Source organism: Brevundimonas sp. LjRoot202 (genome assembly GCF_964253355.1).
GTDB lineage: Bacteria > Pseudomonadota > Alphaproteobacteria > Caulobacterales > Caulobacteraceae > Brevundimonas.
Map to the genome: position 1 here is coordinate 1 of NZ_CAXUQW020000010.1, position 23,368 is coordinate 23,368.

Here is a 23,368-nt window from a genome sequence, read left to right on the forward strand (position 1 = left end):
GCGACGCCCAGCTGGCCGGAGCGGCCACGGCCGGGTCCGGCTCGGGTCAGGGCGTCGGCGCCGGGCAGGGGACGGGCCAGGGCGCCGGCGTCGGCGCGGGGCCGGACGGCGCCGGGGCCGGCTGCGACATGATCGGCCGACTGCAGGACGCCCTGCGCGCCGATCCCGAGGTCCGCGCCGCCGTGGCCGAGGCGCACCGCACGTCCGGCTCCGGCCGCGCCCTGCTGGTCTGGAACGGCGACTGGATCCAGACGCCCGGTCAGGCGGGCAAGGGCCTCGCGGGAGTCCGCCAGGCCATCGCCCTGGAAGTGGCCTTCGCGCCCGAGGCCTGCCGACGCCAGCCGATGCGCGGGCTGGTGCTGATCCGCTTCGCCGGCGGCCAGCGGGTGGTGTTCGGAACGGGGACCTGGCGCTGGTCACAGCTGCTCGGGGGGCGCTGACCGGAGCCCCTCGACTTCAGCCGGGCCTTCCGCCCCCCAAGCGGACCCGGCGAACGTCAGCCATGGGTGGGAAGCAGCAATTCAGAGAGCCCGCTTTCGGCGTGGTATCGTCAGCCGGATCGCCCAGATCGCGGAGCGGCTTTCCTGCTCGGGCTAGGAACTGGCGTGGCTGCTCAGCGCGGGTAGCGACTGTCCGATCAGCGCAGTCCGAGCAGAGTTAGTGTTTCACCGATGCGCCCACGCGATAGGACAGGATGACTTTCTCGCTGTCTCTCAGATAGAGCTTCAGGCTCATGACGCGCGTGGTCGGGTCTTTTCGTTCGATATGGTCTACGCTTGCCTTGAAAACTTGCCAGGCCCGCTTGATCGTAAGCCTCTTGGATCGAACCGGGATAGTGAACGAATGCCTCTGCATAAAACCGGCGCCCAAGTGTTCGAAGCTGCAACGGATATTTCCGATCTCCTCTTCCATCTCAATCGCTCTGGCACTCGTGTAGGCCCAAATGTCGAAATCCAGCGAGAATAACTCCAGATTATTGGACGCTTGGATCGCGCCAAACCTGACGGTATCAGCTAGTTGTCCTTCTTTTTCGCACGCTTCGATACCACTTCGAACGGCGTTTAAACACAGATTGCTCGATATGACCGTTGTTGGATAACTCATCGCGAGTTCAAGGGTCGGTGCTTTTTCGAGCCGATGCGTTGAAAGTGTCAACTTAGTCTCGAATCCTGTGCTTATCGAGATAGATCGAAATTCTTTGAGCGCATCCGGACTATAAATTTCCGCTAAAGACTCAGCTATGACAATATCTCCAACGATAGCCCCGATGAATATAGCGGCTTCCCGGTATTCATCTTGCTCGTTGGGGTCCCATCGAAGTGGACTTTTTAGGGAGTGGTGTCGAAGATTGCCCCTCAGATGGATCAGCTTCTTGATTTTATCCCTAATAGTAGGGCTCGACTGAAACAGGTCAAACTTCTCCGACCAAGTTTGACCATTTATCTCAGGAAGTTCGACGAGCGCTTTTTCTAAGCTCTCCACAAATGCGGAGTGCTTTAATAGTAGGTCAGCCTGATGATTTGCGTTTGTCTTTCCATCGCAGAATCGAGATTCAAGGAATAGAAACATGTTGTTGTATGAATCAACGTAGCGCCCCGCTGCAAAAGCAAGCCGTCCTTCACGGTAATGCGAAGTGGATTCTATTCTGTCTTCAGATACAATACCCGCGCAAAATGCCCGGCCAATTTGCTCGAAGTCGGTCACTCGGTTAAGTGACTTGTCGGAATGTGGTTGGAATGATTTGATGGGAATTTTGCTTTCCTCAGCAAAACTCTCCGGATTAAACCTCAGTTCATAACTATCGTAATCCACCTCGATAACTTGCAAGCCACTTATAATCGTCTGCCAGTTCATCAAAAGTCTTCTAGCGGAACCTGAGTATCCACTCCCGCCCACCTCGATGTTTGCAAGCTTTCCGTCAGGCTCTGACGGACTAAATGTTGGCGCAAATTCAAGGCTGACGTTGCTGAAGGCGATACAGACTTTCTTTAGAACATTCTCCGAACGTTCTAGGAAAAACGTCACGTCTCCTTTGATTATCGGCCAGCTCTCCAGCACTTCGACGTGATTTTTAACGTCAAAAGCCACGGTAATGATCATGTCTGATCCTTATGGTTAGTCTTCGCGATATGGGGAGCCAACTCGCGCAAATCCTGCCAACACTAAGAGGGAGAGCGAAACCCAACTTTGCGGACGCTGGAACAACCTGAAATCTGAGACGCGCGTGAGCCGTCCCGAGTTTCTACCGACTATGCCCCGTTCGAGGATGTCCGCAATGGGTCGGGACCGGACTGTCGCCTAAGGGTCGTGAGCGGACATTCCGAAACGCCGCCTCGGTCTAGGTGAAGTGGCGCGCGTCGATTCTAACTTCCGTCAGACGGCGTGTGTTATCGAAGCTGATCGAAATCCAGCCTTCGCCAAGGGTCGCGCCGCAAGTGACGGCGCCGTCAGCGAAGCCCTCGCAGTCAATCTCGGTTTCAGGCAAAAAAGTCCTCACCCGCTCTACAACTTCGTCCAGCGAACGCGCGGTTCCAATGCCGAGTGCATCGATGTGCCGAACACCGACGTCGGCCACGTGAACGCTTTTGACGACTAGTTCGCCGTCCCAGAAGTAATGCTCGACACGCTCAGCATCGTAGTAGCTGCACTCCCCCCAGACTTCGCAGCTTTCGCGTGCGGTGCGGGTCAAGCCGGGGGCTGGCTCCGATGCTCCGAACGGGATGGCTGAAAAGCTCGTCTCAGACGCAGCCAGCAGTTCGGACCCGGAGCGCATCGCCTGCGCCTTCACAGGGTTGCTGGCTGACCACAAGGCAGCCATGAGTAGGGCGATCAGTAAGACGTTGACTGTGCGCATGGTGACCCCCTGACGCGAATGCATCCGAAATATGAGCCCCACGCCTTCTCCGACGCGTTCATCGCTGAACTACCGACGGCCGGCTGAGGGTCCGCAACGGATGGGAGGCGGATGTTCCCGCCGCCCCGCCGCCGGCAAAGATCATTTTTTCTTGAATTCAAACAGTTCGATGAGGTTTCCCGAGGGATCCTCCAGAAGCCTGGCGCGACCGGCTCCAGCCTCGCTGATTTCCCCTTTGAATTCAGCTCCAGCCTCGGTCAGTCGGCCAATGAGAGCGTTGATGTCATCCGTAACCAGCATGAACCGATTCCATCCGCCCGGCTCCGGATGACCACCAGCGGCGCCTCCACTTCCCGCACCCGGAGCACTTAAGTAAAGCGTAAGGTCATCACGAATGAGTGACGCGAACTTACCCGGATTATGCATGTCAACTTTAAATCCGAGTCTATCTCGATAGAATTCGAGCGAGACATCAACGTCGGTCACAATGTATCGGATGGACGCCATTGCAGACTCTCCTTGCAGAGGTTTTTGACTTCGGTCATCGATGTGGCGTCGACCTTTTAGCATCGGTGCGCGTCCGACGTGGATATTCAACAATCCTCATTCGCGAATGTTTCCGCACCCGGCAATGTCCGCAACGGGTCGGGAGCCGACGTTGGGATCAACCCCGGCTACCAGCGAGTTCAGCAATGCCCCCGACCGCAAATCCGGCCCCGCCAAGCCAATGAAGACCCCGTAGCCGCCAAAGCCTTGGGCCCCCGGGCCGGATGTCTGGCCTGATCCAAGGTCCGCAGCCCCATGCAGCGGCCCGCGGCGGGGCCTGACGCTGCGCTGACAGTCCGCCGCGAACCTCCATGATAATTTTCGCCATGCGACTGAAATCCCGACACTTCGTGTCCCGCTCAGCGTCCTGAACCCGCCATAGGAAGGGGCGGGCGGATAATGGGGAGATGAAGAAGAAGCGCATCCTCAGCGAAACCGAATGGCGGGCGCTGTTCGCCGACGAGCGGCGCGGCATGACCCGCCGCCAGCTGTCCGTGAAATGGGGCGTGCATGGCAGCACCATCTGCCGCCAGGCCTCGGCCCGGGGACTGCTGAAACGCCAGAGCGGCGCCCCCGACCATCGCTGCGTTCCGCCGGACGGCTGGCCGCTGGACCGCGTCTTTCCGCAGAGCAGGGCCGGCAGCATGACCCCGCGCAAATGGGGCGTCGCCCTCGACCGCTACCTGGCGGGCGAGCCGGCCGCCTCGGTCGCCGCGGACGTGGGCTGCACCGCCAGCTCCCTGACCTCCTACGCCTACAACAACCGCCGTCAGAAGAAGGATGTCCCCGGCGCCGTCTACCGCCCCAGCGGGCCGAAGCCCGTCCGCCTCGAGAGCCTGCCCGACGACCGCATCCGCGTCAGCCGCGGGACGCACGCTTTCACCCTGAGCCGGGACGACCCGCAAGCCACCCTGGACGAGCTCTGGAGCCTGGCGGAGCAGGCGGCGGCGGCGGGCGAGCGCGAGGCGTGCCTGGGCTATCTGCGCGCCCGCAACGCCGTGCGCCGGGCCTGCGGCCTGCCGCCAGAACGCATCGGCCCGCCCGGCGCCGAGGCGCGGCCGCCGGACGACGACCCGCCCGCTCCGCCCCTGATCCTGCGCGATTCCCAGATCGCGCCCGGGGCGTTGCCCGACGGCGGGCCGTGGTCGACCTGGCTGTTCCTGGGCGGGCGCGGGGCGGGGAAGACGCTGGCGGGGGCCAGCTGGCTGGCCGACCAGGCGGAGGCGCTGGGGGCCGGCGGGCGGCTGGCCCTGATCGGGCCGACCCTGCACGATGTGCGCGAGGTGATGATCGAGGGCGTCAGCGGCGTTCGATCGCTGCCGCGCTGGACGCGGGCCACGCGGCCGAAATTCCAGGCTTCGCGGCGGCGGCTGATGTTCGACAACGGCTGCGTCGCCTACGCCTTTTCGGCCGAGGATCCGGACAGCCTGCGCGGGCCGCAGTTCAGCGCCGCCTGGGCCGACGAGTTCTGCGCCTGGCGCGGCTCGGGACCGCGAGGGGCGGCGGAGACGCTGGCCCTGCTGCGGATGGGGCTGAGGCTGGCGGGGGCGGACGGGCAGGGGCCGCGGCTGGTGGTGACCACGACGCCGAGGCCGACCCGGGCGCTGGTGCGGCTGCGCGACGAGGCGACCTGCGCGCTGACCCACGCCCCGACGGCGGCGAATGCGGCGCACCTGTCGCCGGGGTTCCTCGACGGGCTGCAGGCGCTGTACGGCGGGACCCGGCGGGCGGCGCAGGAGCTGGAGGGCAAGATCGTCGAACTGGACGGGGCGCTGTTGACGGCGGCGATGATGGCGCGGGCGCGGATGGCGTTTTCCAGCCCACCGCTGCCTTCTCCCCCGGGAGGACAAGGACGTCCGGACCCGGCCACGTCCCCCTATGACCGCATCGTCGTCGCCATCGACCCCACCGCCACCGCCGGCGGGGCCGCCTGCGGGCTGATCGCGGCGGCCCGCTTCCGGCGCGCCGACGGGGTGGGCTGCGTCGTGGTCCTGGCCGACCGCTCGATCGCGGGGCTCGGGCCGGACGCCTGGGCGCGGCGGGCGGTGGCGCTGGCCGGAGAGGTCAAGGCCACGGCGCTGGTGGCCGAGGTCAACCAGGGCGGCGACATGGTCAAGGCGGTGCTGAAGACCGCCGGCTGCCGGCTGAAGGTGCGCGAGGTCCACGCCACGCGGGGCAAATACGTCCGCGCCGAGCCCGTCGCCGCCCTCTACGAACAGGGCCGCATCCACCACGCGGGGGCCTTCGACGCGCTGGAGGAGGAGCTGATGGCCTTCGGCGGCGAGATGGAGGCGGCGGGCTCGCTGGACCGGGCGGACGCGCTGGTGTGGGCGATCACCGACCTGCTGATCGACGCGCCGGACGGGGAGCGGGGACCGAGGGTGCGGGCGGGGTGAGGCGCGTCCGCGTCAGTGGAGCGCGCCCGCCAGGAGGTCCTTCGCCCGCTCGCCGAAGTTCGCCGTCAGCGACCACGGACTGGGCTGGCGGATCACGTGCAGCGAGCCCTGTTTGTCCAGCACCTCATAGTCGCTGTGGCCGTTCGGCTTGCGGAAGAAGCGCAGGCTGACCGTGGCGTCGGCGACGCGCAGGCCGGTCAGGGTGACCTCCGGCAGCCAGGGCGGCAGGAAGGGATCGATGAACAGCATCCGCGTCGGCGCGAACGGCTGCAGCCCCAGCATGGCCTGGAGCAGGGTGTAGACCGTGGTGGCCGACCAGGCCTGGGGCGAGTTGGCGGCCGGATAGACCGCCGGGAAGGGGTGGTCCCCGTCGCGCGGATGGCCGGCGATGCACTCCGGCAGGCGGAAGTGGTCGAACAGGGCGGCCGTCTCGAACTGGGCGCGGCAGATCTGCTCGACCCGCTCGTGGCAGCCGTAGCGATAGGCGCCGACCGCGAACGGCCCGTGCTCGACCGGCCAGACCGTGCCGCGGTGGTAGGAATACGGGTTGTAGGACGGATGCTCCGAGGACAGCGTCCGCACGCCCCAGCCGCTGAACATGTCGGGGGCCATCAGGCGGTCCAGCGTGCGGGGGACCAGCGCCTTGTCGGCGATGCCGGTGGCCACGCAATGCAGGGCGTTGGAGCCGACCGAGCGGACCTGCCGCCGGTCCCGGTCCAGCGCCATGGCGAACGTGCCCTCGTCCTCCATCCAGAAGGCGGCGTTGAAGCGCTTCTTGAGCTCGACGGCGTCGTCGTAGAGGTGTTTGGCCTCGTCGCGGCGGCCGAACCACAGCAGCACCTCGGCCATGTTGAGCATGGCGGCGAAGGCGATGCCCTGTTCCTCGCAGGTGGCGATCGGCGTCCGGGCCGACGAGCCGTCGGCGTGCACAAGGGCGTCGCCGGAATCCTTCCAGCCCTGGTTCTCGGTGCCCATGGCCGAGCGGGTGCGGTAGTCGAAGAAACCGTCGTGGTCGCGGTCGCTGCACGCCCGGAGCCACTGGATGGCCTTCACCGCCGGGTCGATGAAGGGCTGGACCAGCGCCTTGTCGGCGGTCCAGTGCCACAGCTGGGCGACCACGAACGGATAGAAGCCGGAGGTGGTCAGCGACCCGTAGCTGCGGCCCTGCGGGTTGAAATTCAGCGCCGCGAGGGGGCCGTCGTGGGCCTCGTGCAGCATGCGGCCGGGCTGCTCGTCGCGCCAGTCGTTGACCTCCTTGCCCTGCCAGTCGGCCAGCACCGGCAGGGTCCCGCGCATCAGGTCGGTGGAGACGGGCGCGGCCTCCCAGGCGGCGGTCAGGGTGTCGCGGCCGAACAGGGCGACATAGAGGGGCAGGCCGGCGGCCGGGGTCCAGGCCCGCTCGCCGACGTCGAGGTCGAACAGGCGCAGGGCGGCGAGGTCGTGCTTGCCCTGTTCGAGAGCGCCGATCACCACCGGGGCCAGGGTGCCGCTCTCGCGGCTCGAGAACCTCGTGGCCTCGTCGAGGAAGATCGCCGTGCGCCGCTCGTAGGGATTGTCCGGGGCCTCGAACGAGCGGCAGCCGTAGCGGGGCGCCAGCCGCCGGGACTCGATCTCGGGGATCAGGTCCACGCAACAGTGCCAGGCCTCGCCGGGGGCGAGCGATACGTCGAACGAGATCCGGTTGCGCCGGCGCCGGGGCGGGGTGGTCGCGTGGGCGAAGCGGACCGTCAGGCCACGGCGGATGCGGGCGGTCCCGGTCTCGCCCTGATGGTCGTAACGGTGCGTCGCTTCGTAGGTGGTGGTGAGGTCCCAAGCGCCCTCGCCCTCGCTCCAGACCGAGGTCTTGCGGCCCTTCTGACGGCGATCACCGCCGGTCTCGGCCTGGTCGGCGAAGTCGGATTCAAGCTCGAGCGCGAGGGTCAGGCGGATCGGCCAGCGCGCGAAATTGGTCAGGTCGACGTCCTCGTGCATGCCGCCGCCGACATAGCGGGACAGGCGCAGCTCGACCGCCTCCTGGGCCGCGCCCGAGATCGGGTCGCGCTCCCGTTCGGCATGGCCGCCGGGGGCGGGGGCGATGAAATAGCCGAGCCACGAGTGCTGGGCGACATTGGAGGCCGAGACCGACTGCGGCGGGGCGCCCTCGATCAGCCAGCGCCAGCGCGACAGCAGCCGGGTCTCGTCGACGAACAGGCCGCGGTCCAGTTCGGGAACAAGGACGCCGTCGTCCCGGGTGGCCAGCACCGTGCGGTCACTGCTGACGTAGGTGGTCCCGGCGCGGGGGCGCAGGCGGATCAGCGACCGGACGGCCCCCCCGACCGGCGGTCGCTCACCGGTTGGCGATGCCGACATGATGCCGATAAACCAGTTCCCAGCCCATCCAGCCGTTGAACAGCAGCAGCGCGACCACCACACCGGACAGGATGACGCCCGTCCCGGCCACGCCCTCCTGCGCCCCGCCGCTGAAGCGAAGCCACCAATTCACGGCGGCGATGACGACGGCGAGCAGATTGCCGCCCATGTGCCACCAGGCGGTGCGCAGGGCGCGGATCTGGCGGTCGCCGAAGAAGTCGGTGAAACCGAATACGGCCGCCACCAGGGCCATCGTCACGCCCGCCCCGAGCAGCCAGATCGAGGCCGTCGCCCAACCCGGACGTCCGGTGTTGAGGAAGACCAGGTCCGTCACGAAGGCCGTGACGAGAAAGACGATCGGGAACGGGATGATCATCGGATGGAGGGGATGGCCGGCCACCCTGGCCGTGCTGTGAGGGTTGATCTCTGACATCTCGGGATCCTCCTTGGGATAGCGCTGATAGACCGCAAGGCCCCGCTTGGTTCCCAACGGCAACCGCCGGCCCTGACGTCCGTTTGATGCTGGAACGCGAAGAGGGTTCCCGATGCGGAAAACAGGCCGGGCCAGACCCCGGGTGGTGGTGGTCACCGGCGCCTCGGCCGGCGTCGGCCGCGCCACCGTGCGCGAGTTCGCGCGGGAAGGGGCCGCGATCGGCCTGCTGGCGCGCGGCGTGGAAGGGCTGGAGGCCGCCCGGCGCGAGGTCGAGGTCCTGGGCGGCCGCGCCCTCGTCCTTCCTACGGACGTCGCCGACGAGGCCCAGGTCGAGGCCGCCGCCGCGCGTGTGGAGGCCGAACTCGGCCCCATCGACGTCTGGGTCAACAACGCCTTCGCCGGCCTGTTCTCGCCCTTCCTGGAGATCACGCCCGAGGAGTACCGGCGGGTCACCGACGTCACCTACATGGGCCAGGTCCACGGGACCCGGGCGGCGCTGAAGCGAATGCTGCCGCGCGACCGGGGCGCGATCGTGCTGGTCGGCTCGGCCCTGGCCTATCGCGGCATTCCCCTGCAGGCGCCCTATTGCGCGGCCAAGCACGCGCTGCAGGGGTTCCAGGACTCCGTCCGCGCCGAACTGCTGCATGCCCGGAGCCGTGTGCGTCTGGTCATGGTCCAGCTGCCTGCCGTCAACACGCCCCAGTTCGACTGGATTCGCGCCCGCCAACTCGGCGAGCCCAAGCCCGTCGGCCCGGTATACCAGCCTGAGGTCGCGGCCCGCGCGATCCATTTCGCGGCCCGCACGCGGCGCAAGGAAGTGATCGTGGGCGCCCCGGCCTTCGAGGCCATCGTCGGCGACAAGCTGGCCTCCGGCTGGCTCGACCGCCACCTTGCCCGCACCGCCGTCGACGGCCAGCAGGACCAGTCGCCGATCAGTCCGGAGCGCCCCGACAACCTGTTCGAGCCCGTGCCCGGGGATCATGGCGCCCACGGCCGCTTCGACGCCGGCGCGCGGACCCGGTCGCCGTTGCTGTGGGCGTCGACGCACCGCTGGCCGGTCGCCGGCGGCGCCCTGCTGGGGCTGGCCGCAGCCGGGCTGGGCCTGGGCCGGGCGCTGCGCCGCCCTTGAGCCTCCGCCCCGCTTGAGCCAAGGTTCCGCTCGGACAGAGGGGCCCCCGATGAAGCACGAACAGACCGCCGACCTGCCATACCTGCGCAAGGTGGTCGGGGCCTCGATGGCCGGCACGGTGGTCGAGTGGTACGAGTTCTTCCTGTACGGCACCGCCGCGACCCTGGTGTTCGGCCAGCTGTTCTTCCCCGACACCGGCAACGAGCTGGACGGCATCATCGCCGCCTTCGCCACCTACGCCGTCGGCTTCATCGCCCGGCCGCTGGGCGGGATCGTCTTCGGCCACATCGGCGACCGGATCGGGCGCAAGTCGCTGCTGCAGTTCAGCCTGCTGCTGATCGGGGCGGCGACCTTCCTGATGGGCTGCCTGCCCAGCTTCGCCTCGATCGGCTACTGGGCCCCGGCCCTGCTGGTGACCCTGCGCTTCATTCAGGGCTTCGCCCTGGGCGGCGAGTGGGGCGGGGCCATCCTGCTAGTCACCGAGCACAGCCCGAACAAGAGCCGCGGCTTCTGGGGCAGCTTCCCGCAGGCGGCGGTGCCCGTCGGCAACCTGCTGGCCACGGTGGTGCTGCTGGCGCTGTCGGGAGTCCTGTCGGACGAGGCCTTCGTCGCCTGGGGCTGGCGGATCGGCTTCTGGCTGTCCGTCGTGATCATCGCCATCGGCTACTACATCCGCACCCAGGTGACCGACTCGCCGATCTTCGAGAAGGCGCGCGAGGAGACCGAGAAGCGGGCCGAGGCCGGCTACGGCCTGACCGAGGTGTTCCGCCGCCACCCGCGCGGGGTGTTCACCGCCATGGCCCTGAGGTTCGGCGAGAACATCCTCTACTACATGGTCGTGACCTTCTCGATCACCTACCTGCACCACCGGGCGGTGGACACCACCCGCATTCTCGCCCTGCTGTTTCTCGCCCACGTGCTGCACGTCGCCGTCATTCCCGTGGTCGGATGGATGGCCGACCGGGTCGGGCGCCGGCCGGTCTACCTGGCCGGAGCGGCCCTGACGCTGGTCTGGCCATTCGTGGCCTTCCCGATGTTCGACACCGGCGGCACGGCGATGATCCTCGGCGCCATCATGCTCGGCCTCGCGGTGCACGGCCTGATGTACGCCGCCCAGCCGGCCATCATGACCGAGATGTTCCCGACCCGGATGCGCTACTCCGGCGTCTCGCTCGGCTATCAGGTCACCGCCATCGTGGCGGGGTCGTGGGCGCCGCTGATCGGGACGGCGCTGCTGAGGCAGTACGACTCATGGGTTCCGATCGCCTGGTACATCTTTGTGGCCGGGGCGGTCAGCCTGGGGGCGGCGCTGGTGATGCGCGAGAGCAAGGGGGCGTCGCTGGCGGCCATCGACGCCGAAGACCTGAAGCGGCTTGCGGCGGCGCGGAACCCCTCTTCAGGCGCCTGATTCCTGGTCCGGCCCGCCCCGCCCCGCGGGTCCGCCCCCCCTGTGCGACGCCGCGAGGCGCGCCGCCGCCGGCGCCGATCAGGATCGCCCAGCTGAATGGCGTTCCGTCCCCAAGGCTGGACCTGATCACGGAATCGCCAGCAGGTTGCGAAAAGGGGGCAATAGCCATGAAGAGAATCCTGACGATGTCGGGCGCCGTCGGCGTCGCGGCGCTGTTGCTGGGCGCGGTCGCCGGGGCGTCGCCCGCGCGGGCCCAGGCGGTCTGCGAAACCATCCCCGCCGGCGGCGGAGGCGCCAGCGCGACCGGCCCCAACTCGCTGGCCTGCGGACCGGCCGCGACGGCCTCGGGTCCGAACAGCACGGCGACCGGTTATTTCAGCCAGGCGACCGGTTTCGCCGCCACCGCCACCGGCGTCGACGCCACCGCGTCGGGCGACGGTTCGACGGCCATCGGGTCCGGCGGCGTCGCGTCCGGCGCCTTGAGCACCGCGACCGGCTACGCCAGCGAGGCGAGCGGGCTGGTTTCGGCGGCGTACGGCGCGCAGAGCCAGGCCACCGGCGAAGCGTCGGCGGCCTACGGGACCCTCAGCTCCGCGACGGGAGAGGGAGCCACGGCGATCGGGGTGGCCAGCGTGGCTTCAGGCGCCAACAGCGTCGCCCTGGGCGCCGCCTCCTTCGCCGACCAGGACAATACGGTCTCCATCGGGTCGGCCGGCGGCGAACGCCGGATCGTCAACGTCGCCGACGGCGTCGGGGCGACCGATGCGGTCAACGTCGGGCAGTTGACGGCCGTGAGCGCCGGCACCCTGTCGTCGGCCAACGCCTATACCGACGCCAGCAGCGCCACGACCCTGTCGTCGGCCAACGCCTATACGGACGCCAGCAGCGCGGCGGCCCTGTCCGCCGCCAACGGCTATACCGACACGCGGCTGAGCGCCTTCGGCCTGGCCCTCGACGACCGCTTCGGCCGTATGGATGACGAGATGCGGCGCATGGGCGCGATGAGCGCGGCGTTCGCGGTCATGGCCGGCAACACCGCCGGCCAGGGCACGGGCGCGTCCAACCGACTGGTCGTCGGCGTCGGCGGCTACAGCGGCGAGGGGGCCCTGTCGGTCGGCTACAGCCGCACGATCACGCCCCAGACCGCCTTCAACATCGGCGTCTCCGCGACCTCGGACGGCGCGGCCATGGGCGGCGGCAGCTTCGGCTTCGCCTGGTGACACGGCGACGGGACGGCTGATCCGCGAGACAGGATCGGCCCGACCGTCCTAGGCATCCCCGGCGGCGTGCGACGAAAGCCGGGATGTACGTGACGCCGTCAGGAGCAGGTCTCCGCCCTGGGCCGCCGCAAGGGGGCCGATGTCGCGCAGAAGGTGTTCGACGATGTGGGCGGGCACCGAGCCCTCCGGAGCGAATTGCTCATTGTCCGCCATCAGCCGGGCGAGCTTCGCGTCGTCCGCCTCCGGATCGTCCGACAGATCGCCGATCCGCTCCAGGATGATGGGATAGGCCGCCGGCACCCGCAGGGCGTTGAAGGCGGTCAGGATGATGCCGTCCAGCAGGGTCGCCTTCGGCATCGGCACGCCGTTCACGATCACGAAGCTCGGCATGATCCCGGTCGGATCGGAGGTGATCACGAACAACTGCCCCTCGAACGGCATGGCCCAGCCGACGAAGCGGAGGTCTGGATTACCGAGCACGAACTCCAGCAGGCCGCTGGGCCCGCGCCGGAACCGGCCATGGTCGTGGCAGAAGCGCCCGGGCGCGACCACCGCGGGCCGGGTCGAGCGCCAGAAGCCCTCATAGACATCGCCGCGGTGCGCCGTGATCAGCCGCGCGGTCTCGAGCCCGGGCAGGGGAATGCCGTAGGTTTCCGGCGCGACCTCGGGCTGGGGCGGCCAGGCCACGCCGAACAGGGCGGCCAGGTCTTCGAGGTCGCGATCCCAGTCCAGCAGGGTGAAGCCGGGCCGGTGGGCGGCCACGAACCGCGTCAGGCGCTCCAGGTTGTGAGAGCCGGGCCTGACCGCGCCCGAACACCAACGCCCGGCCAGCGACTTGTCGACGCCGATCTCGGCGGCGAGCCGACCCCTGCTGACGGACATCGCCTTCAGGGCCAGTTGCAGCTTCGACGAGAAGGCGGCGTCGCTCATGCCCGAAAGTGACCCATTCCGGAATGACGTGCAACCCGTTGCATTTTGGGACGGCGCCGTGGAGTCCGCCGATGCACCTCACCGCACGGCGCTCTGATCCCGAAAAGCCTGCCCTCCAATCGCGGGAGCACCCCGCCTGTTCGAGGATAGACTGATGGCCTTGTTGAAATCTCTGCTGGTGTCGAGCGCCCTGGGCGCGGGAACGTTGATGCTGTCGATGACCGTCGGCGCGTCGTCCGCGCGGGCCCAGGTGGTCTGCGAGACGATCCCGCCCGGCGGGGCGGGGGCGACGGCTACGGGGGTCAATTCGCTGGCTTGCGGACCCACCGCGACGGCCTCGGGCGAGAACAGCACGGCCGCGGGTTCGGGCGCGCTGGCGACCGGCGACGGATCGACGGCGACCGGCGCCAACAGCAACGCCAGCGGCTTCCAATCGACCGCCACCGGCCTCAACAGCAACGGCTTCGGCATCAACGCCACGGCCGACGGCTACCTCAGCAACGCCGCCGGAAACTCCTCGACGGCGCTGGGCGCCATCAGCTTCGCCGGCGGCGTCGGCGCGACCGCCGTGGGCGCCGACAGCTCCGCGTCCGGGGGCGGGGCGGTCGCCGTGGGCCAGAACACCAGCGCATCCGGCGACTCCAGCGTCGCCCTCGGCGTCGGGTCCGAGGCGTCGGGACTGGGGTCCATCTCGATAGGCGGGTTCAGCGACGCGACCGGGACGCTCAGCACGGCGATCGGGAACGGCGCCCAGGCGACCGGGAGCGACTCGACGGCGATGGGCGCGGGCAGCGTCGCTTCGGGGTCCGCCTCCAGCGCGTTCGGGCTGGGCAGCTCAGCGTTCGGCGACTCCAGCGGCGCCTTCGGCGTCGGCAGCACGGCGTCGGGCGTCTCGACCACCGCCCTCGGCGCCTACAGCCAGGCCACCGGCTTCGCCGCCACGGCCACCGGCGTCGGCAGCGCCGCCACCGGCGACAACTCGACCGCCAGCGGGGTCGGCAGCGTCGCCTCCGGCGTCTCCAGCACGGCGACCGGCTATTTCAGCCAGGCGACCGGCTTCGGCTCCACCGCCAATGGCGTCGCCAGCGTCGCCTCGGGCGCCAGTTCGACGGCCATCGGGTTCAACAGCATCGCGTCCGGCGTCTCCAGCACCGCGACCGGCTACGCCAGCGACGCAAGCGGCCCGGGCGCCGTAGCCTACGGCGTGCAGAGCCACGCCACCGGTGAAGGCTCGTCGGCCTACGGAACCTTCAGCGTCGCCAACGGAGAAGGGACCACGGCGGTCGGGGTCGCCAGCGTGGCGTCGGGCGCCAATAGCGTCGCCCTCGGAAACGCCTCCGTCGCCGACCAGGACAATACGGTCTCCATCGGCGCGGTCGGCGCCGAACGCCGGATCGTCAACGTCGCCGACGGCGTCGGGGCGACCGATGCGGCCAACGTCGGACAGCTGGCGGCCGCCAGCGCCTCCACCCTGTCGTCGGCCAACGCTTATGCCGACGCGACCGGCGCGGCGGCCCTGTCGGCGGCCAACAGCTACACGGACACGCGCATCAGCGCCCTCGACCTAGCCCTCGACGACCGCTTCGGCCGCGTCGACGACGACATGCGGCGGCTGGGCGCGATGAGCGCGGCCTTCGCGGTCATGGCCGGCAACACCGCCGGTCAGGGTACGGGCGCCCAGAACAGGCTGGTCGTCGGCGTCGGCGGCTATGGCGGCGAGGGGGCCCTGTCGGTGGGCTACAGCCGCACCATCTCGCCCCGGACCGCCTTCAACATCGGCGTCTCGGCGACCTCGGGCGGCGACGCCATGGGCGGCGGCAGCTTCGGCTTCGCCTGGTGACGCGGCGGCGGGGGCCGGTCCGCGGGACAGGATCGGCCCTCGCCTCCGACCAGCCTGCTACTCGAACTCCACCAGCACATCGTCCGCCGCCACCGGGTCGCCGGCCTTGGCGCTGACCGCCTTCACCACCCCGTCGCGCTCGGCCTTGAGGATGTTCTGCATCTTCATGGCCTCGATGATGGCGACGGTTTCGCCGGTCTTGACCTCCTGGCCAGCGGCGACCGGGATGGCGACGACGAGGCCGGGCATAGGGGACTGGATCAGTTTCGAGGTGTCAGCGGCCTGCTTTTCCGGCAGGCGGGCGTAGAGGGCGGCGACGGCGGGGGTGAGGACGCGGACGCGGGCGCGGGCGGCGCGGTGGCGGATGACGAAGCCGTCGGCGACGCGGGCGACCTCGGCGGTGAAGGGCTCGCCGTCGAGGGTGGCGCGGAACTGGGCCAGGCCGGGGCGCCAGTCGATGTCGGCGAGCTGCAGGGCGCGGTCCTCGCCGGCGAGGTCGAGGGTCAAGGCCTCGTCGTCGTCGTAGGACAGGGTGACGCCGTGGGCGTCCTGGCCGATCAGGACGATCCAGTCGGTGCGGCCGGAGGGATCGCCGGACAGCTCGGTCAGGATCTCGTTCATCGCGGCGGCGGCGGCGATGAGGATGTCGGTCTGGCGCCGGTCGGGGGCGAGGCCGTGGAAGCCGTCTGGGAACTCGTCCTTGATGTAGCTGGTCGAGATGTGGCCCGAGCGGAAGCGCGGCTGGTCCATGACGGCGGCGAGGAAGGGCACATTGTGGCCGACGCCCTGCAGGTGGGTGTCCTCCAGCGCGCGGGCCATGCCGTCGATGGCGGCGTCGCGGGTCGGGCCCCAGGCGCACAGCTTGGCGATCATGGGATCGTAGAACATGCTGATCTCGTCGCCCTCGCGGACGCCGGAGTCGTTGCGCACGGTGTAGCCGTCGGGATGGGGACCTTCCTCCGGCTGGTCGTAGCGGACGAGGCGGCCGATGGAGGGGAGGAAGCCGCGGTAGGGGTCCTCGGCGTAGATGCGGCTCTCGATGGCCCAGCCGTCGATGGCCAGGTCCTTCTGTTCGAAGGCGAGCTTTTCGCCCCAGGCCGAGCGGATCATCTGCTCGACCAGATCGACGCCGGTGATCAGTTCGGTGACCGGATGCTCGACCTGAAGACGGGTGTTCATCTCGAGGAAGTAGAAGGATTTATCCTGACCGGCGACGAACTCGACCGTGCCGGCGCTGTCGTAGTTCACCGCCTTGGCGAGGGCGACGGCCTGGGCGCCCATGGCGGCGCGGGTGGCTTCGTCCAGCAGCGGGGAGGGGGCCTCCTCGATGACCTTCTGGTTGCGGCGCTGGATCGAGCATTCGCGCTCGAACAGGTGGACGACGTGGCCGTGTTTGTCACCGAGCACCTGGATCTCGATGTGGCGCGGGTCGACGATGAATTTCTCGAGGAACACCCGGTCGTCGCCGAAGGCGCCCAGCGCCTCGGCCTTAACGGCGGCGAAGCCCTCGGCCATGTCGGCGTCGGAGTGGGCGACGCGGATGCCCTTGCCGCCGCCGCCGGCCGAAGCCTTGATCATCACCGGATAGCCGATCTCGTTGGCGATGCGGACGGCCTCGTCGGGGGTCTCGATCAGGCCCATGTGGCCGGGGACGGTGGAGACGCCGGCCTCGGCGGCCAGCTTCTTGGAGCTGATCTTGTCGCCCATGGCGTCGATGGCCTCCGGGTGGGGGCCGATGAAGACGATGCCCTCGTCGCGCAGGCGGCGGGCGAAGCCGGCGTTCTCGCTGAGGAAGCCGAAGCCGGGGTGAACAGCCTCCGCGCCGGTCTGGCGCACGGCGTCCACGATCTTGTCGGCGAGCAGATAGGATTGGTTGGCGGGCGCGGGGCCGATCAGCACCGCCTCGTCGGCCATCTCGACCGCCAGCGAGCCGGCGTCGGCCTCGGAATAGACCTGCACCGTCCGGATGCCCAGGCGGCGGCAGGTCTTGATGATGCGGACGGCGATCTCGCCCCGGTTGGCGATCAGGATCTTTGAGAACATGCGTGTGTGGGCTCTGAAGCGAACGTGATCGCCGGTGAGGGCGCCGCCCCGATTAGGCCGCGATCACAAGCGAGTAAACCGACGGGGGCGTTCAATGGATGGGGGTACGGGGTTGGCAAGCCCTGCCCGTATGGGGTTTAACGCTGCCCGTTCCCTGTTCTCACGGCTCCGGAGCCCGACTTTGATGTCTCGTATCCTCCCCGTCGCCGCGACCGCGGCCCTGACCGTGGCGCTCAGCGCCGGCTCCGCTTTCGCGCAGGACTGGCGCGCCCTGGCTCGTCAGGACCTGCAGGCCGCGCATGACGAGCTGGCCGCCAACCACCCGGCCCCGGTGGTGCCCGGACAAGCCAGCGACACCTTCCGCGCCTGGCTCGACGCCGGCCTGCAGGACGCCCTGTCCAAGGCCGGCCAGTCGAATAGCGGCTCCAGCCACGCCTATCTGCTGGGCTATTACGCCGCCGGCTTCCGCGATTCGAACATCGTCATCCGCCCGAGCTACGAGACCGCGGCCGACCGCTTCACGGCGAACAGCTGGCCCGGCCTCGCCACCGGCTGGCGCGACGGCCAGTACGTGGTCACCTACGTCCAGCCGGGCGTGCGCCGCCTGCCGCCGGTCGGAGCCGTCGTCACCGAGTGCAACCTGACCCCGATCGACGAATATTCGCGCGCCAAGCTGGACCTGTGGGAAGGCGACCTGACCACCGAGGCGGGGCGTGTCACCTCCGCGCCGTATCTGCTGTGGAACCGGAACAACCCCTACGCCGGCGGCACGCCCTCGACCTGCAAGTTCAAGGTCGGAAACCGTCGCGAGCGCGACTATGAATTGCGTCCCGTTCCGGTCGATCCGGCCAGCCTCGAGGCCGCGTACCGCGCCACCCTGTACACGCCGGGCCCCGTGCCGCTGTCGATCGAGATGGTCAACGGCCGGCCGTGGATCAACGTCCACTCGTTCGCCGACGACGCCGGCTGGGACGCCTTCAACGCGCAGCTGGAAGGCCAGTTGGCCGCGATCCAGGGCCCGCAGGGCTTCGTGCTCGACCTGCGCGGCGGCAGAGGCGCCTCGAACCTGGGTTCGACGGCGCGCGGCTACGGCGTGCTGAACCGCATCTGGACCTCGGAATTCACCCAGAGCCGCCAGCCGACCGGCGGCGACTTCACCTATCGCGCCACCCCGGGAAACCGCCAGTGGTACGCCGAGGTCATCGGCCGGATGAAGCAGGACGCCCGCTTCGTCTATGAAGCGCCGGAGGTCATCGCCCAGACGGAGGCCGTGCTGGCCGCGTTCGACGCCGCCATCGCAGCCGGCCAGCCGAGCTTCACCCAGCCGCAGGCGGCCACGGCCGTCGATCCCAATGCGGTCAATCCCGTACAGGGGCCGGTCGTCGTGCTGGTGGACGCCGGCTGCTCGGGCGGCTGCCTCGACACCCTCGACCTGATCAGCCGACTGCCGAACGTGCGCATCGCCGGCTCGACCACGGCGGCGGACTCGATCTTCATCGAGCAGACCGTGGAGCGCCTGCCGTCGACCTATGCGGACCTGAGCTACGGCCACAAGGCCTGGACCTCGCGCCAGCGCGGCAACAACCAGCCGTTCATTCCGGAGCCGGGCCTGACCTACACGGGCAACCAGGTCGACGAGGCCGCGGTTCGCGCCTGGGTGGGTTCGCTTTTCCAGTAGGCGTTACCGCGCTTCGCGCGACTTGAGCGCGGGATTCAGGGCCGGGCGGGGTGGAACCCTCGTCCGGCCCTTCCTATTTCGGAGCCATGACCGACATCGCCCCGACCCTGCGCTCGCCTTCGGGCTTCGACCTGACCCCGCCGGCCGAGGCCGAGCGCGAGAGGCTCGAGGCCGATCTGTCGCCGGAGGAGAAGCGGGTCCTGCTGGCCCACGGCACGGAGGCGCCGTTCTGCGGCACGCTGCTGGGCGAGAAGCGCGCGGGCGTGTTCTGCTGCCGGGAATGCGGCCTGCCGCTGTTCCGGACCGGAACCAAGTTCGAGAGCGGCACGGGCTGGCCCAGCTTCACGGAGCCGGTCGATGCGACCCATGTGAGGACGGTCACCGACCGGTCGCACGGCATGACCCGGACCGAGACCCGCTGCGCCCGCTGCGACAGCCATCAGGGCCACGTCTTTCCGGACGGCCCGCCGCCGACGGGCCTGCGCTACTGCATCAACTCCGTGGCTCTCGCCTTCGTCCCCGAGGGCGAGCGGCTTCCGGACCCGCTGAATCGCGGCGACGGCGCGGCCTGACCTTGGCCGCATTTGGAGCTAGGGTGGTCATGCCGCAGGAGTCGAACCCATGCTGATCACCGCGCTGCTTGTGACGGCGGCCCTGACGGGCGCCCCGGCGCCGGAGCCCGTGGGCGATCCCGACGGCGTGGTCGCCACCGCGCCGGCCACCCCCGTGGCCCTGGACGCGACCGCCGCGCCCGTCGCGCCGCCGGTCAATGGCGAAGGACAGATCACAGACCCGCACGGCCTGAGCACCGATCAGCAGATCGCGCAGTGGCTGGCGGCCCGCGCGCCCGCTCCATCGTCCGACGGCGGCGATTCGCCGATGTGGCGCGACGATCGCCAGCCGCACGGCGAGGTCAGCGTCGGATTCGGCACGGGGGGGTATCGCGACTACGGGGCCGCGATGTCGCTGCCGCTCGGCGAGAGCGGCCGGCTGGATATCAGCGTCCGCCAGGTCGAGAACGGCTATCCGTACGGTTACGGCCCCTACGGCTACGGCTATGACCGGGGCTATGGCTATGACCCGTATTTCGACGACGGCGGCTACGTCTTCCCCGGCGGGGCCGCGCTCGACTACGATCGTCGCCTCTCTCGTGGAGAAGCGCCGGCGGATCGCTGGCCCTCCAGCCGTCCGCTGCAGCCGGCGGAATAGAAAAAAGGCCCGATCCGCGGATCGGGCCTTTTGCATTCCGCACCGATCGAGCGCGATCCTACGCCGTCACCACTCAATTGGGCCGCAGTTACAGGGAAGGTAATTCTCGGTGAAGTAGGGCGTGATCTGGCCGGTCCGGTAAATCTGGCGGTCGCAGTCGATGTAGATTGACCCGACGTCCTCGCTGAGCGTCGCGTCGGAATAGTAGGTCCGGTCCACTTGTGAGGGGCAATTCTGCACCGTGGCGGAAGCGACAGCAGTGGCTGTCATGGCCAGCGCCGCGAAGGTGGCGGCAAACAACGCACGTTTCATAGGAACGATCCTTTCATGGTTGTTTTTTGACTGTGATCCCCGTTTAGCGTGTGGTCAAGATCGCGCGTCGGGAACGCGGATTTCCCGGCTGGTCGAATCGATCATCCGACGCCTTCAGCCTGCGAGAGGGGAGGGGTGTCCCCGGCCTTCGAGGCCGGGGAAACAGGTGGTGCCGCCGGGGGGAATCGAACCCACGACCTCAGCCTTACCAAGGATGCGCTCTACCACTGAGCTACGGCGGCGGAAACTGAGGAAGCGGCCCTATAGCCAACCGGGGACAATGGGGGAAGCCCCGATTGCTCTCGCTTGCGGAAAAGTTCCGCAACAGGTCTCATCATCCCATGGATGAATCGAAAATCCCGACCCCGCTTCCGGACCTGCCGCCCAGCCTGCCGGATCCGCTGGCGCCGCCGAAGACCCCCGCCACGGCGCGGGCCCAGCGGCTGGCCACGGCGCTCAGGGCCAATCTGAAGCGGCGCAAGGCGGCGGCGCGCGCGATCAAACCCGCAAAACCGAGCAACTGAAAGTCATCGGCCGTACGCATCGGACGGCCTTTCGCAACCCCGGTCGTCCGGGCTAGATAGCCGACCCCCGGCGCCCCAGGCAGATCGTTTTGGGCCGGCCTGTAGAGACGACATGGACAGCATCGCCATCCAAGGCGGCGCTCGCCTGAACGGAACCATTCCGGTCAGCGGCGCCAAGAATTCCGCCCTCAAGCTGATGGCCGCCTCGATCCTGACCGATCAGCCGCTTCGCCTGACCAACATGCCGCGCCTGGCCGACACGAAGTTCCTCGGCCGCCTGCTGCGCGAGCTCGGGGTGGAGGTGACGGAAAACGGCCACGGAGAGGAGCAGGAGACGCTGTTCCACGCCGCCCGGATCGAATCGACGTTCGCCCCGTATGATCTGGTCCGGCAGATGCGGGCCTCATTCAATGTGCTGGGCCCCCTGCTGGCCCGGACCGGCGAGGCCAAGGTGTCGCTGCCGGGCGGCTGCACCATCGGGGCGCGGCCGGTCGATCTGCACCTGCAGGCCCTGACCGCCATGGGCGTCGAGATCGAGCTGGACGAGGGCTATGTCATCGCCCGCGCGCCGAAGGGCCTGAAGGGGGCCGAGATCGAGTTCCCGTTCGTCTCGGTCGGCGCCACCGAGCACGCCTTGCTGGCGGCGGTGCTGGCCGACGGCGTGACGGTGCTGAAGAAGGCCGCGCGCGAGCCGGAGATCGGCGACCTGGCCCGCTGCCTCGTGGCCATGGGCGCGAAGGTCGAGGGCATCGACACCGACGAACTGGTCATCACCGGCGTGGCCTCGCTGGGCGGGACCGAATGGCCGGTGATCGCCGACCGGATCGAGATGGGCTCCTACGCCGTGGCGGCGGCGATGGCGGGGGGAGAGGTGCGCCTGACCCGGGCGCGGCCCGAACTGATGCAGGCGCTGACGGAGAAGATGGTCGAGGCCGGGGTCGAGGTGACGCCGACCGCCGACGGGGTGATCGTCAAGCGTGATCCGGCGCAGCGGCTGAAGGCCGTCAATGTCGCCACCGAAGTCTATCCGGGCTTCGCCACCGACCTGCAGGCCCAGTTCATGGCGCTGATGACCACGGCCGAGGGCGACAGCGTCATTCACGAGAACATCTTCGAGAACCGTTTCATGCACGCGCCCGAGCTGGCGCGGCTTGGGGCCGACATCTCGGTCCACGCCGGCGAGGCGGTGGTCCGGGGCGTCGAGGTGCTGCACGGAGCCCAGGTCATGGCCACCGATCTGCGGGCCTCGGTCAGCCTGGTGATCGCCGGACTCGTCGCGGAGGGCGAAACCACCGTCGGACGCGTGTATCATCTGGACCGCGGGTTCGAGCGGCTGGAGGAGAAGCTCGGAGCCTGCGGCGCGCAAATCCGCCGGATCAAGGGCGAGGACCATGAACACTGAGGCGCCCACCGCCGACGACACCCCGCCGACCGGATCGGCCGTCGAGCCGCTGCGCCTGCTGGCCGAGGACGCCGACGACCTGCACATAATCTCCGCCGCGCTGCAGGACGCCATCCTGCGGCCCGTCGACATCGCCTGGGAGCCGCAGGCCCGGCGGGTGACGCTGGCGCTGAGCCGGTTCTGCTGGGAGTGCGGCGGCACGCGGGTGATGTCGGCGATGCAGTTCGGCGACGTGCTTTCGGTCAAGAGCCGGCGCCTGCCGCGCGGGCCGGAGCACGCGCTGGAGCTGCTGGCCATGGATTTCGAGCCGGGCGAGGCGCCGGGGGGGCGCGTCATCATGATGTTCGCGGGCGGCGGGGACCTGCGCATCGACGTCGAATGCCTCGACGCGGTGCTGACCGACCTGTCCGAGCGCTGGCCGGCCAAGGTCGCTCCGACCCATCTGGCCGAAGGGTCGGAGCCCGCGTGAGCGAGCACCGGCTTTCATCGGTCGAACTGGACCCGGCGACCCTGCCCGCCGCGACGGCCGAGATAGAACACGAGCGCCGGGTGGCCATCTTCGATCTGGTCGAGAAGAACAGCTTCGAGCCGGCCGGGGCGAACGGCGGGCCCTACAGGCTGAAGCTGTCGCTGCTGGACGGGCGGCTGGTGTTCGACATCGCCGGACCGGATTTCAGCAAGGCGCACGGTCTGTCGTTGAACCCGCTGAACAAGGTGGTGAAGGACTATATCGGCATCTGCGACAGCTATTACGAAGCGCTGCGCGGCACCTCGCCGGGCCAGATCGAGGCGGTCGACATGGGCCGGCGCGGCCTGCACAACGAAGGCGCCGAACTGCTCAGGGCCCGCCTCGACGGCAAGATCGCCGTCGACCACGAAACGGCGCGGCGGCTGTTCACCCTGGTGACCGCGCTGTACCGGCGCGGTTAGGAGTAGGGAGCAGGGGTCGGGACGGCCGGTTCGGTGAACGAGCCGTGCGTCCGTCGCCGAAACCCAATCCCCAATCCCTAATCCCGGGGCGTCGCAGGCGGCGTCTCGACTATCACGCCTTTTTCAGGCATTACGCCGCACCTTGACGACGCGCGCTCCCGCCCG

The 23,368-nt window shown here is 68.7% G+C and carries 20 protein-coding genes, 1 tRNA gene and 1 pseudogene; 13 read left to right on the plus strand and 9 right to left on the minus strand.

Translation table 11 applies throughout. The features are described from left to right. Positions 1 to 440 (plus strand): annotated as a pseudogene (locus ACSQ1L_RS13340) (hypothetical protein); the annotation flags it as partial. A gap of 217 nt (positions 441 to 657) precedes the next feature. On the opposite strand, the gene ACSQ1L_RS13345 reads toward ACSQ1L_RS13340, so the two are convergent. From ACSQ1L_RS13345 to ACSQ1L_RS13355, 3 genes are all read right to left on the minus strand, one after another. Further along, entirely contained in the window at positions 658 to 2,100 is a 1,443-nt protein-coding gene (locus ACSQ1L_RS13345) for a hypothetical protein (protein ID WP_435995394.1), read from the minus strand. Positions 2,101 to 2,338: 238 nt separating this feature from the next. Then, on the minus strand, positions 2,339 to 2,854 hold the full coding sequence (locus ACSQ1L_RS13350) for a hypothetical protein (protein ID WP_435995396.1): 516 nt from the start codon (positions 2,852 to 2,854) through the stop codon (positions 2,339 to 2,341). A gap of 141 nt (positions 2,855 to 2,995) precedes the next feature. Continuing rightward, on the minus strand, positions 2,996 to 3,361 hold the full coding sequence (locus ACSQ1L_RS13355; RefSeq protein ID WP_435995398.1) for a VOC family protein: 366 nt from the start codon (positions 3,359 to 3,361) through the stop codon (positions 2,996 to 2,998). 446 nt (positions 3,362 to 3,807) lie between these two features. Between ACSQ1L_RS13355 and ACSQ1L_RS13360 the strand changes: the two genes are divergently transcribed. Continuing rightward, on the plus strand, positions 3,808 to 5,796 hold the full coding sequence (locus tag ACSQ1L_RS13360) for a terminase large subunit domain-containing protein (RefSeq protein WP_435995400.1): 1,989 nt from the start codon (positions 3,808 to 3,810) through the stop codon (positions 5,794 to 5,796). Positions 5,797 to 5,808: 12 nt separating this feature from the next. On the opposite strand, the gene ACSQ1L_RS13365 is transcribed toward ACSQ1L_RS13360, so the two are convergent. Both ACSQ1L_RS13365 and ACSQ1L_RS13370 read right to left on the minus strand, forming a co-directional pair. Next, entirely contained in the window at positions 5,809 to 8,145 is a 2,337-nt protein-coding gene (locus ACSQ1L_RS13365; RefSeq protein WP_435995402.1) for an amylo-alpha-1,6-glucosidase, read from the minus strand. Continuing rightward, positions 8,123 to 8,578: a DUF2231 domain-containing protein gene (locus ACSQ1L_RS13370; RefSeq protein WP_435995404.1), complete on the minus strand. Its 456-nt coding sequence runs from the start codon at positions 8,576 to 8,578 to the stop codon at positions 8,123 to 8,125. The genes ACSQ1L_RS13365 and ACSQ1L_RS13370 overlap by 23 nt, the downstream gene beginning before the upstream one ends. A 112-nt stretch (positions 8,579 to 8,690) precedes the next feature. On the opposite strand from ACSQ1L_RS13370, the gene ACSQ1L_RS13375 reads away from it, so the two are divergent. From ACSQ1L_RS13375 to ACSQ1L_RS13385, 3 genes are all read left to right on the plus strand, one after another. Continuing rightward, positions 8,691 to 9,707, plus strand: a complete 1,017-nt coding sequence (locus ACSQ1L_RS13375) for an SDR family oxidoreductase (protein ID WP_435995406.1) — start codon at positions 8,691 to 8,693, stop codon at positions 9,705 to 9,707. A 49-nt stretch (positions 9,708 to 9,756) separates the two neighbouring features. Beyond that, a complete protein-coding gene (locus ACSQ1L_RS13380; protein ID WP_435995408.1) occupies positions 9,757 to 11,115 on the plus strand; it encodes an MFS transporter in 1,359 nt (452 codons plus the stop codon). A gap of 167 nt (positions 11,116 to 11,282) precedes the next feature. Then, a complete protein-coding gene (locus tag ACSQ1L_RS13385) occupies positions 11,283 to 12,335 on the plus strand; it encodes a YadA-like family protein (protein WP_435995410.1) in 1,053 nt (350 codons plus the stop codon). A gap of 48 nt (positions 12,336 to 12,383) precedes the next feature. On the opposite strand, the gene ACSQ1L_RS13390 is transcribed toward ACSQ1L_RS13385, so the two are convergent. Next, positions 12,384 to 13,265 (minus strand): hypothetical protein, encoded by an 882-nt coding sequence (locus tag ACSQ1L_RS13390; RefSeq protein WP_435995412.1) that lies wholly within the window; start codon positions 13,263 to 13,265, stop codon positions 12,384 to 12,386. A 154-nt stretch (positions 13,266 to 13,419) separates the two neighbouring features. Between ACSQ1L_RS13390 and ACSQ1L_RS13395 the strand changes: the two genes are divergently transcribed. After that, positions 13,420 to 15,105: a YadA family autotransporter adhesin gene (locus ACSQ1L_RS13395; protein ID WP_435995414.1), complete on the plus strand. Its 1,686-nt coding sequence runs from the start codon at positions 13,420 to 13,422 to the stop codon at positions 15,103 to 15,105. Between the two features lie 57 nt (positions 15,106 to 15,162). On the opposite strand, the gene ACSQ1L_RS13400 is transcribed toward ACSQ1L_RS13395, so the two are convergent. Continuing rightward, positions 15,163 to 17,148, minus strand: coding sequence for an acetyl-CoA carboxylase biotin carboxylase subunit (locus tag ACSQ1L_RS13400; protein WP_435995416.1), 1,986 nt, complete (start codon positions 17,146 to 17,148; stop codon positions 15,163 to 15,165). A gap of 184 nt (positions 17,149 to 17,332) precedes the next feature. On the opposite strand from ACSQ1L_RS13400, the gene ACSQ1L_RS13405 reads away from it, so the two are divergent. From ACSQ1L_RS13405 to ACSQ1L_RS13415, 3 genes are all read left to right on the plus strand, one after another. Beyond that, positions 17,333 to 18,826 carry a hypothetical protein gene (locus ACSQ1L_RS13405; RefSeq protein WP_435995418.1) on the plus strand — a complete coding sequence of 498 codons (1,494 nt, stop codon included), beginning with the start codon at positions 17,333 to 17,335 and terminating at the stop codon, positions 18,824 to 18,826. Positions 18,827 to 18,912: 86 nt separating this feature from the next. Beyond that, a complete protein-coding gene (gene msrB, locus ACSQ1L_RS13410) occupies positions 18,913 to 19,398 on the plus strand; it encodes a peptide-methionine (R)-S-oxide reductase MsrB (RefSeq protein WP_435995420.1) in 486 nt (161 codons plus the stop codon). A 49-nt stretch (positions 19,399 to 19,447) separates the two neighbouring features. Further along, positions 19,448 to 20,035, plus strand: coding sequence for a hypothetical protein (locus ACSQ1L_RS13415; protein ID WP_435995422.1), 588 nt, complete (start codon positions 19,448 to 19,450; stop codon positions 20,033 to 20,035). A gap of 66 nt (positions 20,036 to 20,101) precedes the next feature. Here ACSQ1L_RS13415 and ACSQ1L_RS13420 read toward each other — a convergent pair whose 3' ends face one another. Next, positions 20,102 to 20,305 carry a DUF6289 family protein gene (locus ACSQ1L_RS13420; protein WP_435995424.1) on the minus strand — a complete coding sequence of 68 codons (204 nt, stop codon included), beginning with the start codon at positions 20,303 to 20,305 and terminating at the stop codon, positions 20,102 to 20,104. 209 nt (positions 20,306 to 20,514) lie between these two features. Then, a tRNA-Thr gene (locus tag ACSQ1L_RS13425) sits at positions 20,515 to 20,589 on the minus strand. 99 nt (positions 20,590 to 20,688) lie between these two features. Here ACSQ1L_RS13425 and ACSQ1L_RS13430 point away from each other — a divergent pair. From ACSQ1L_RS13430 to ACSQ1L_RS13445, 4 genes are all read left to right on the plus strand, one after another. Continuing rightward, on the plus strand, positions 20,689 to 20,871 hold the full coding sequence (locus tag ACSQ1L_RS13430; RefSeq protein ID WP_435995426.1) for a hypothetical protein: 183 nt from the start codon (positions 20,689 to 20,691) through the stop codon (positions 20,869 to 20,871). A gap of 112 nt (positions 20,872 to 20,983) precedes the next feature. After that, entirely contained in the window at positions 20,984 to 22,273 is a 1,290-nt protein-coding gene (murA, locus tag ACSQ1L_RS13435; protein WP_435995428.1) for a UDP-N-acetylglucosamine 1-carboxyvinyltransferase, read from the plus strand. Beyond that, complete coding sequence (locus tag ACSQ1L_RS13440; RefSeq protein WP_435995430.1) at positions 22,263 to 22,742, plus strand: DUF2948 family protein; 480 nt, start codon at positions 22,263 to 22,265, stop codon at positions 22,740 to 22,742. Before murA ends, ACSQ1L_RS13440 begins: the two co-directional genes overlap by 11 nt. Continuing rightward, a complete protein-coding gene (locus ACSQ1L_RS13445; RefSeq protein ID WP_435995432.1) occupies positions 22,739 to 23,203 on the plus strand; it encodes a UPF0262 family protein in 465 nt (154 codons plus the stop codon). The genes ACSQ1L_RS13440 and ACSQ1L_RS13445 overlap by 4 nt, the downstream gene beginning before the upstream one ends. Positions 23,204 to 23,368 lie beyond the last annotated feature (165 nt).

Bases quoted from the DNA above. Each gene is read 5' to 3' on its own strand.
- ACSQ1L_RS13345 (WP_435995394.1), bottom strand. From the start codon at position 2,100: ATGATCATTACCGTGGCTTTTGACGTTAAAAATCACGTCGAAGTGCTG.
- ACSQ1L_RS13350 (WP_435995396.1), bottom strand. From the start codon at position 2,854: ATGCGCACAGTCAACGTCTTACTGATCGCCCTACTCATGGCTGCCTTG.
- ACSQ1L_RS13355 (WP_435995398.1), bottom strand. From the start codon at position 3,361: ATGGCGTCCATCCGATACATTGTGACCGACGTTGATGTCTCGCTCGAA.
- ACSQ1L_RS13360 (WP_435995400.1), top strand. From the start codon at position 3,808: ATGAAGAAGAAGCGCATCCTCAGCGAAACCGAATGGCGGGCGCTGTTC.
- ACSQ1L_RS13365 (WP_435995402.1), bottom strand. From the start codon at position 8,145: ATGTCGGCATCGCCAACCGGTGAGCGACCGCCGGTCGGGGGGGCCGTC.
- ACSQ1L_RS13370 (WP_435995404.1), bottom strand. From the start codon at position 8,578: ATGTCAGAGATCAACCCTCACAGCACGGCCAGGGTGGCCGGCCATCCC.
- ACSQ1L_RS13375 (WP_435995406.1), top strand. From the start codon at position 8,691: ATGCGGAAAACAGGCCGGGCCAGACCCCGGGTGGTGGTGGTCACCGGC.
- ACSQ1L_RS13380 (WP_435995408.1), top strand. From the start codon at position 9,757: ATGAAGCACGAACAGACCGCCGACCTGCCATACCTGCGCAAGGTGGTC.
- ACSQ1L_RS13385 (WP_435995410.1), top strand. From the start codon at position 11,283: ATGAAGAGAATCCTGACGATGTCGGGCGCCGTCGGCGTCGCGGCGCTG.
- ACSQ1L_RS13390 (WP_435995412.1), bottom strand. From the start codon at position 13,265: ATGAGCGACGCCGCCTTCTCGTCGAAGCTGCAACTGGCCCTGAAGGCG.
- ACSQ1L_RS13395 (WP_435995414.1), top strand. From the start codon at position 13,420: ATGGCCTTGTTGAAATCTCTGCTGGTGTCGAGCGCCCTGGGCGCGGGA.
- ACSQ1L_RS13400 (WP_435995416.1), bottom strand. From the start codon at position 17,148: ATGTTCTCAAAGATCCTGATCGCCAACCGGGGCGAGATCGCCGTCCGC.
- ACSQ1L_RS13405 (WP_435995418.1), top strand. From the start codon at position 17,333: ATGTCTCGTATCCTCCCCGTCGCCGCGACCGCGGCCCTGACCGTGGCG.
- msrB (WP_435995420.1), top strand. From the start codon at position 18,913: ATGACCGACATCGCCCCGACCCTGCGCTCGCCTTCGGGCTTCGACCTG.
- ACSQ1L_RS13415 (WP_435995422.1), top strand. From the start codon at position 19,448: ATGCTGATCACCGCGCTGCTTGTGACGGCGGCCCTGACGGGCGCCCCG.
- ACSQ1L_RS13420 (WP_435995424.1), bottom strand. From the start codon at position 20,305: ATGACAGCCACTGCTGTCGCTTCCGCCACGGTGCAGAATTGCCCCTCA.
- ACSQ1L_RS13430 (WP_435995426.1), top strand. From the start codon at position 20,689: ATGGATGAATCGAAAATCCCGACCCCGCTTCCGGACCTGCCGCCCAGC.
- murA (WP_435995428.1), top strand. From the start codon at position 20,984: ATGGACAGCATCGCCATCCAAGGCGGCGCTCGCCTGAACGGAACCATT.
- ACSQ1L_RS13440 (WP_435995430.1), top strand. From the start codon at position 22,263: ATGAACACTGAGGCGCCCACCGCCGACGACACCCCGCCGACCGGATCG.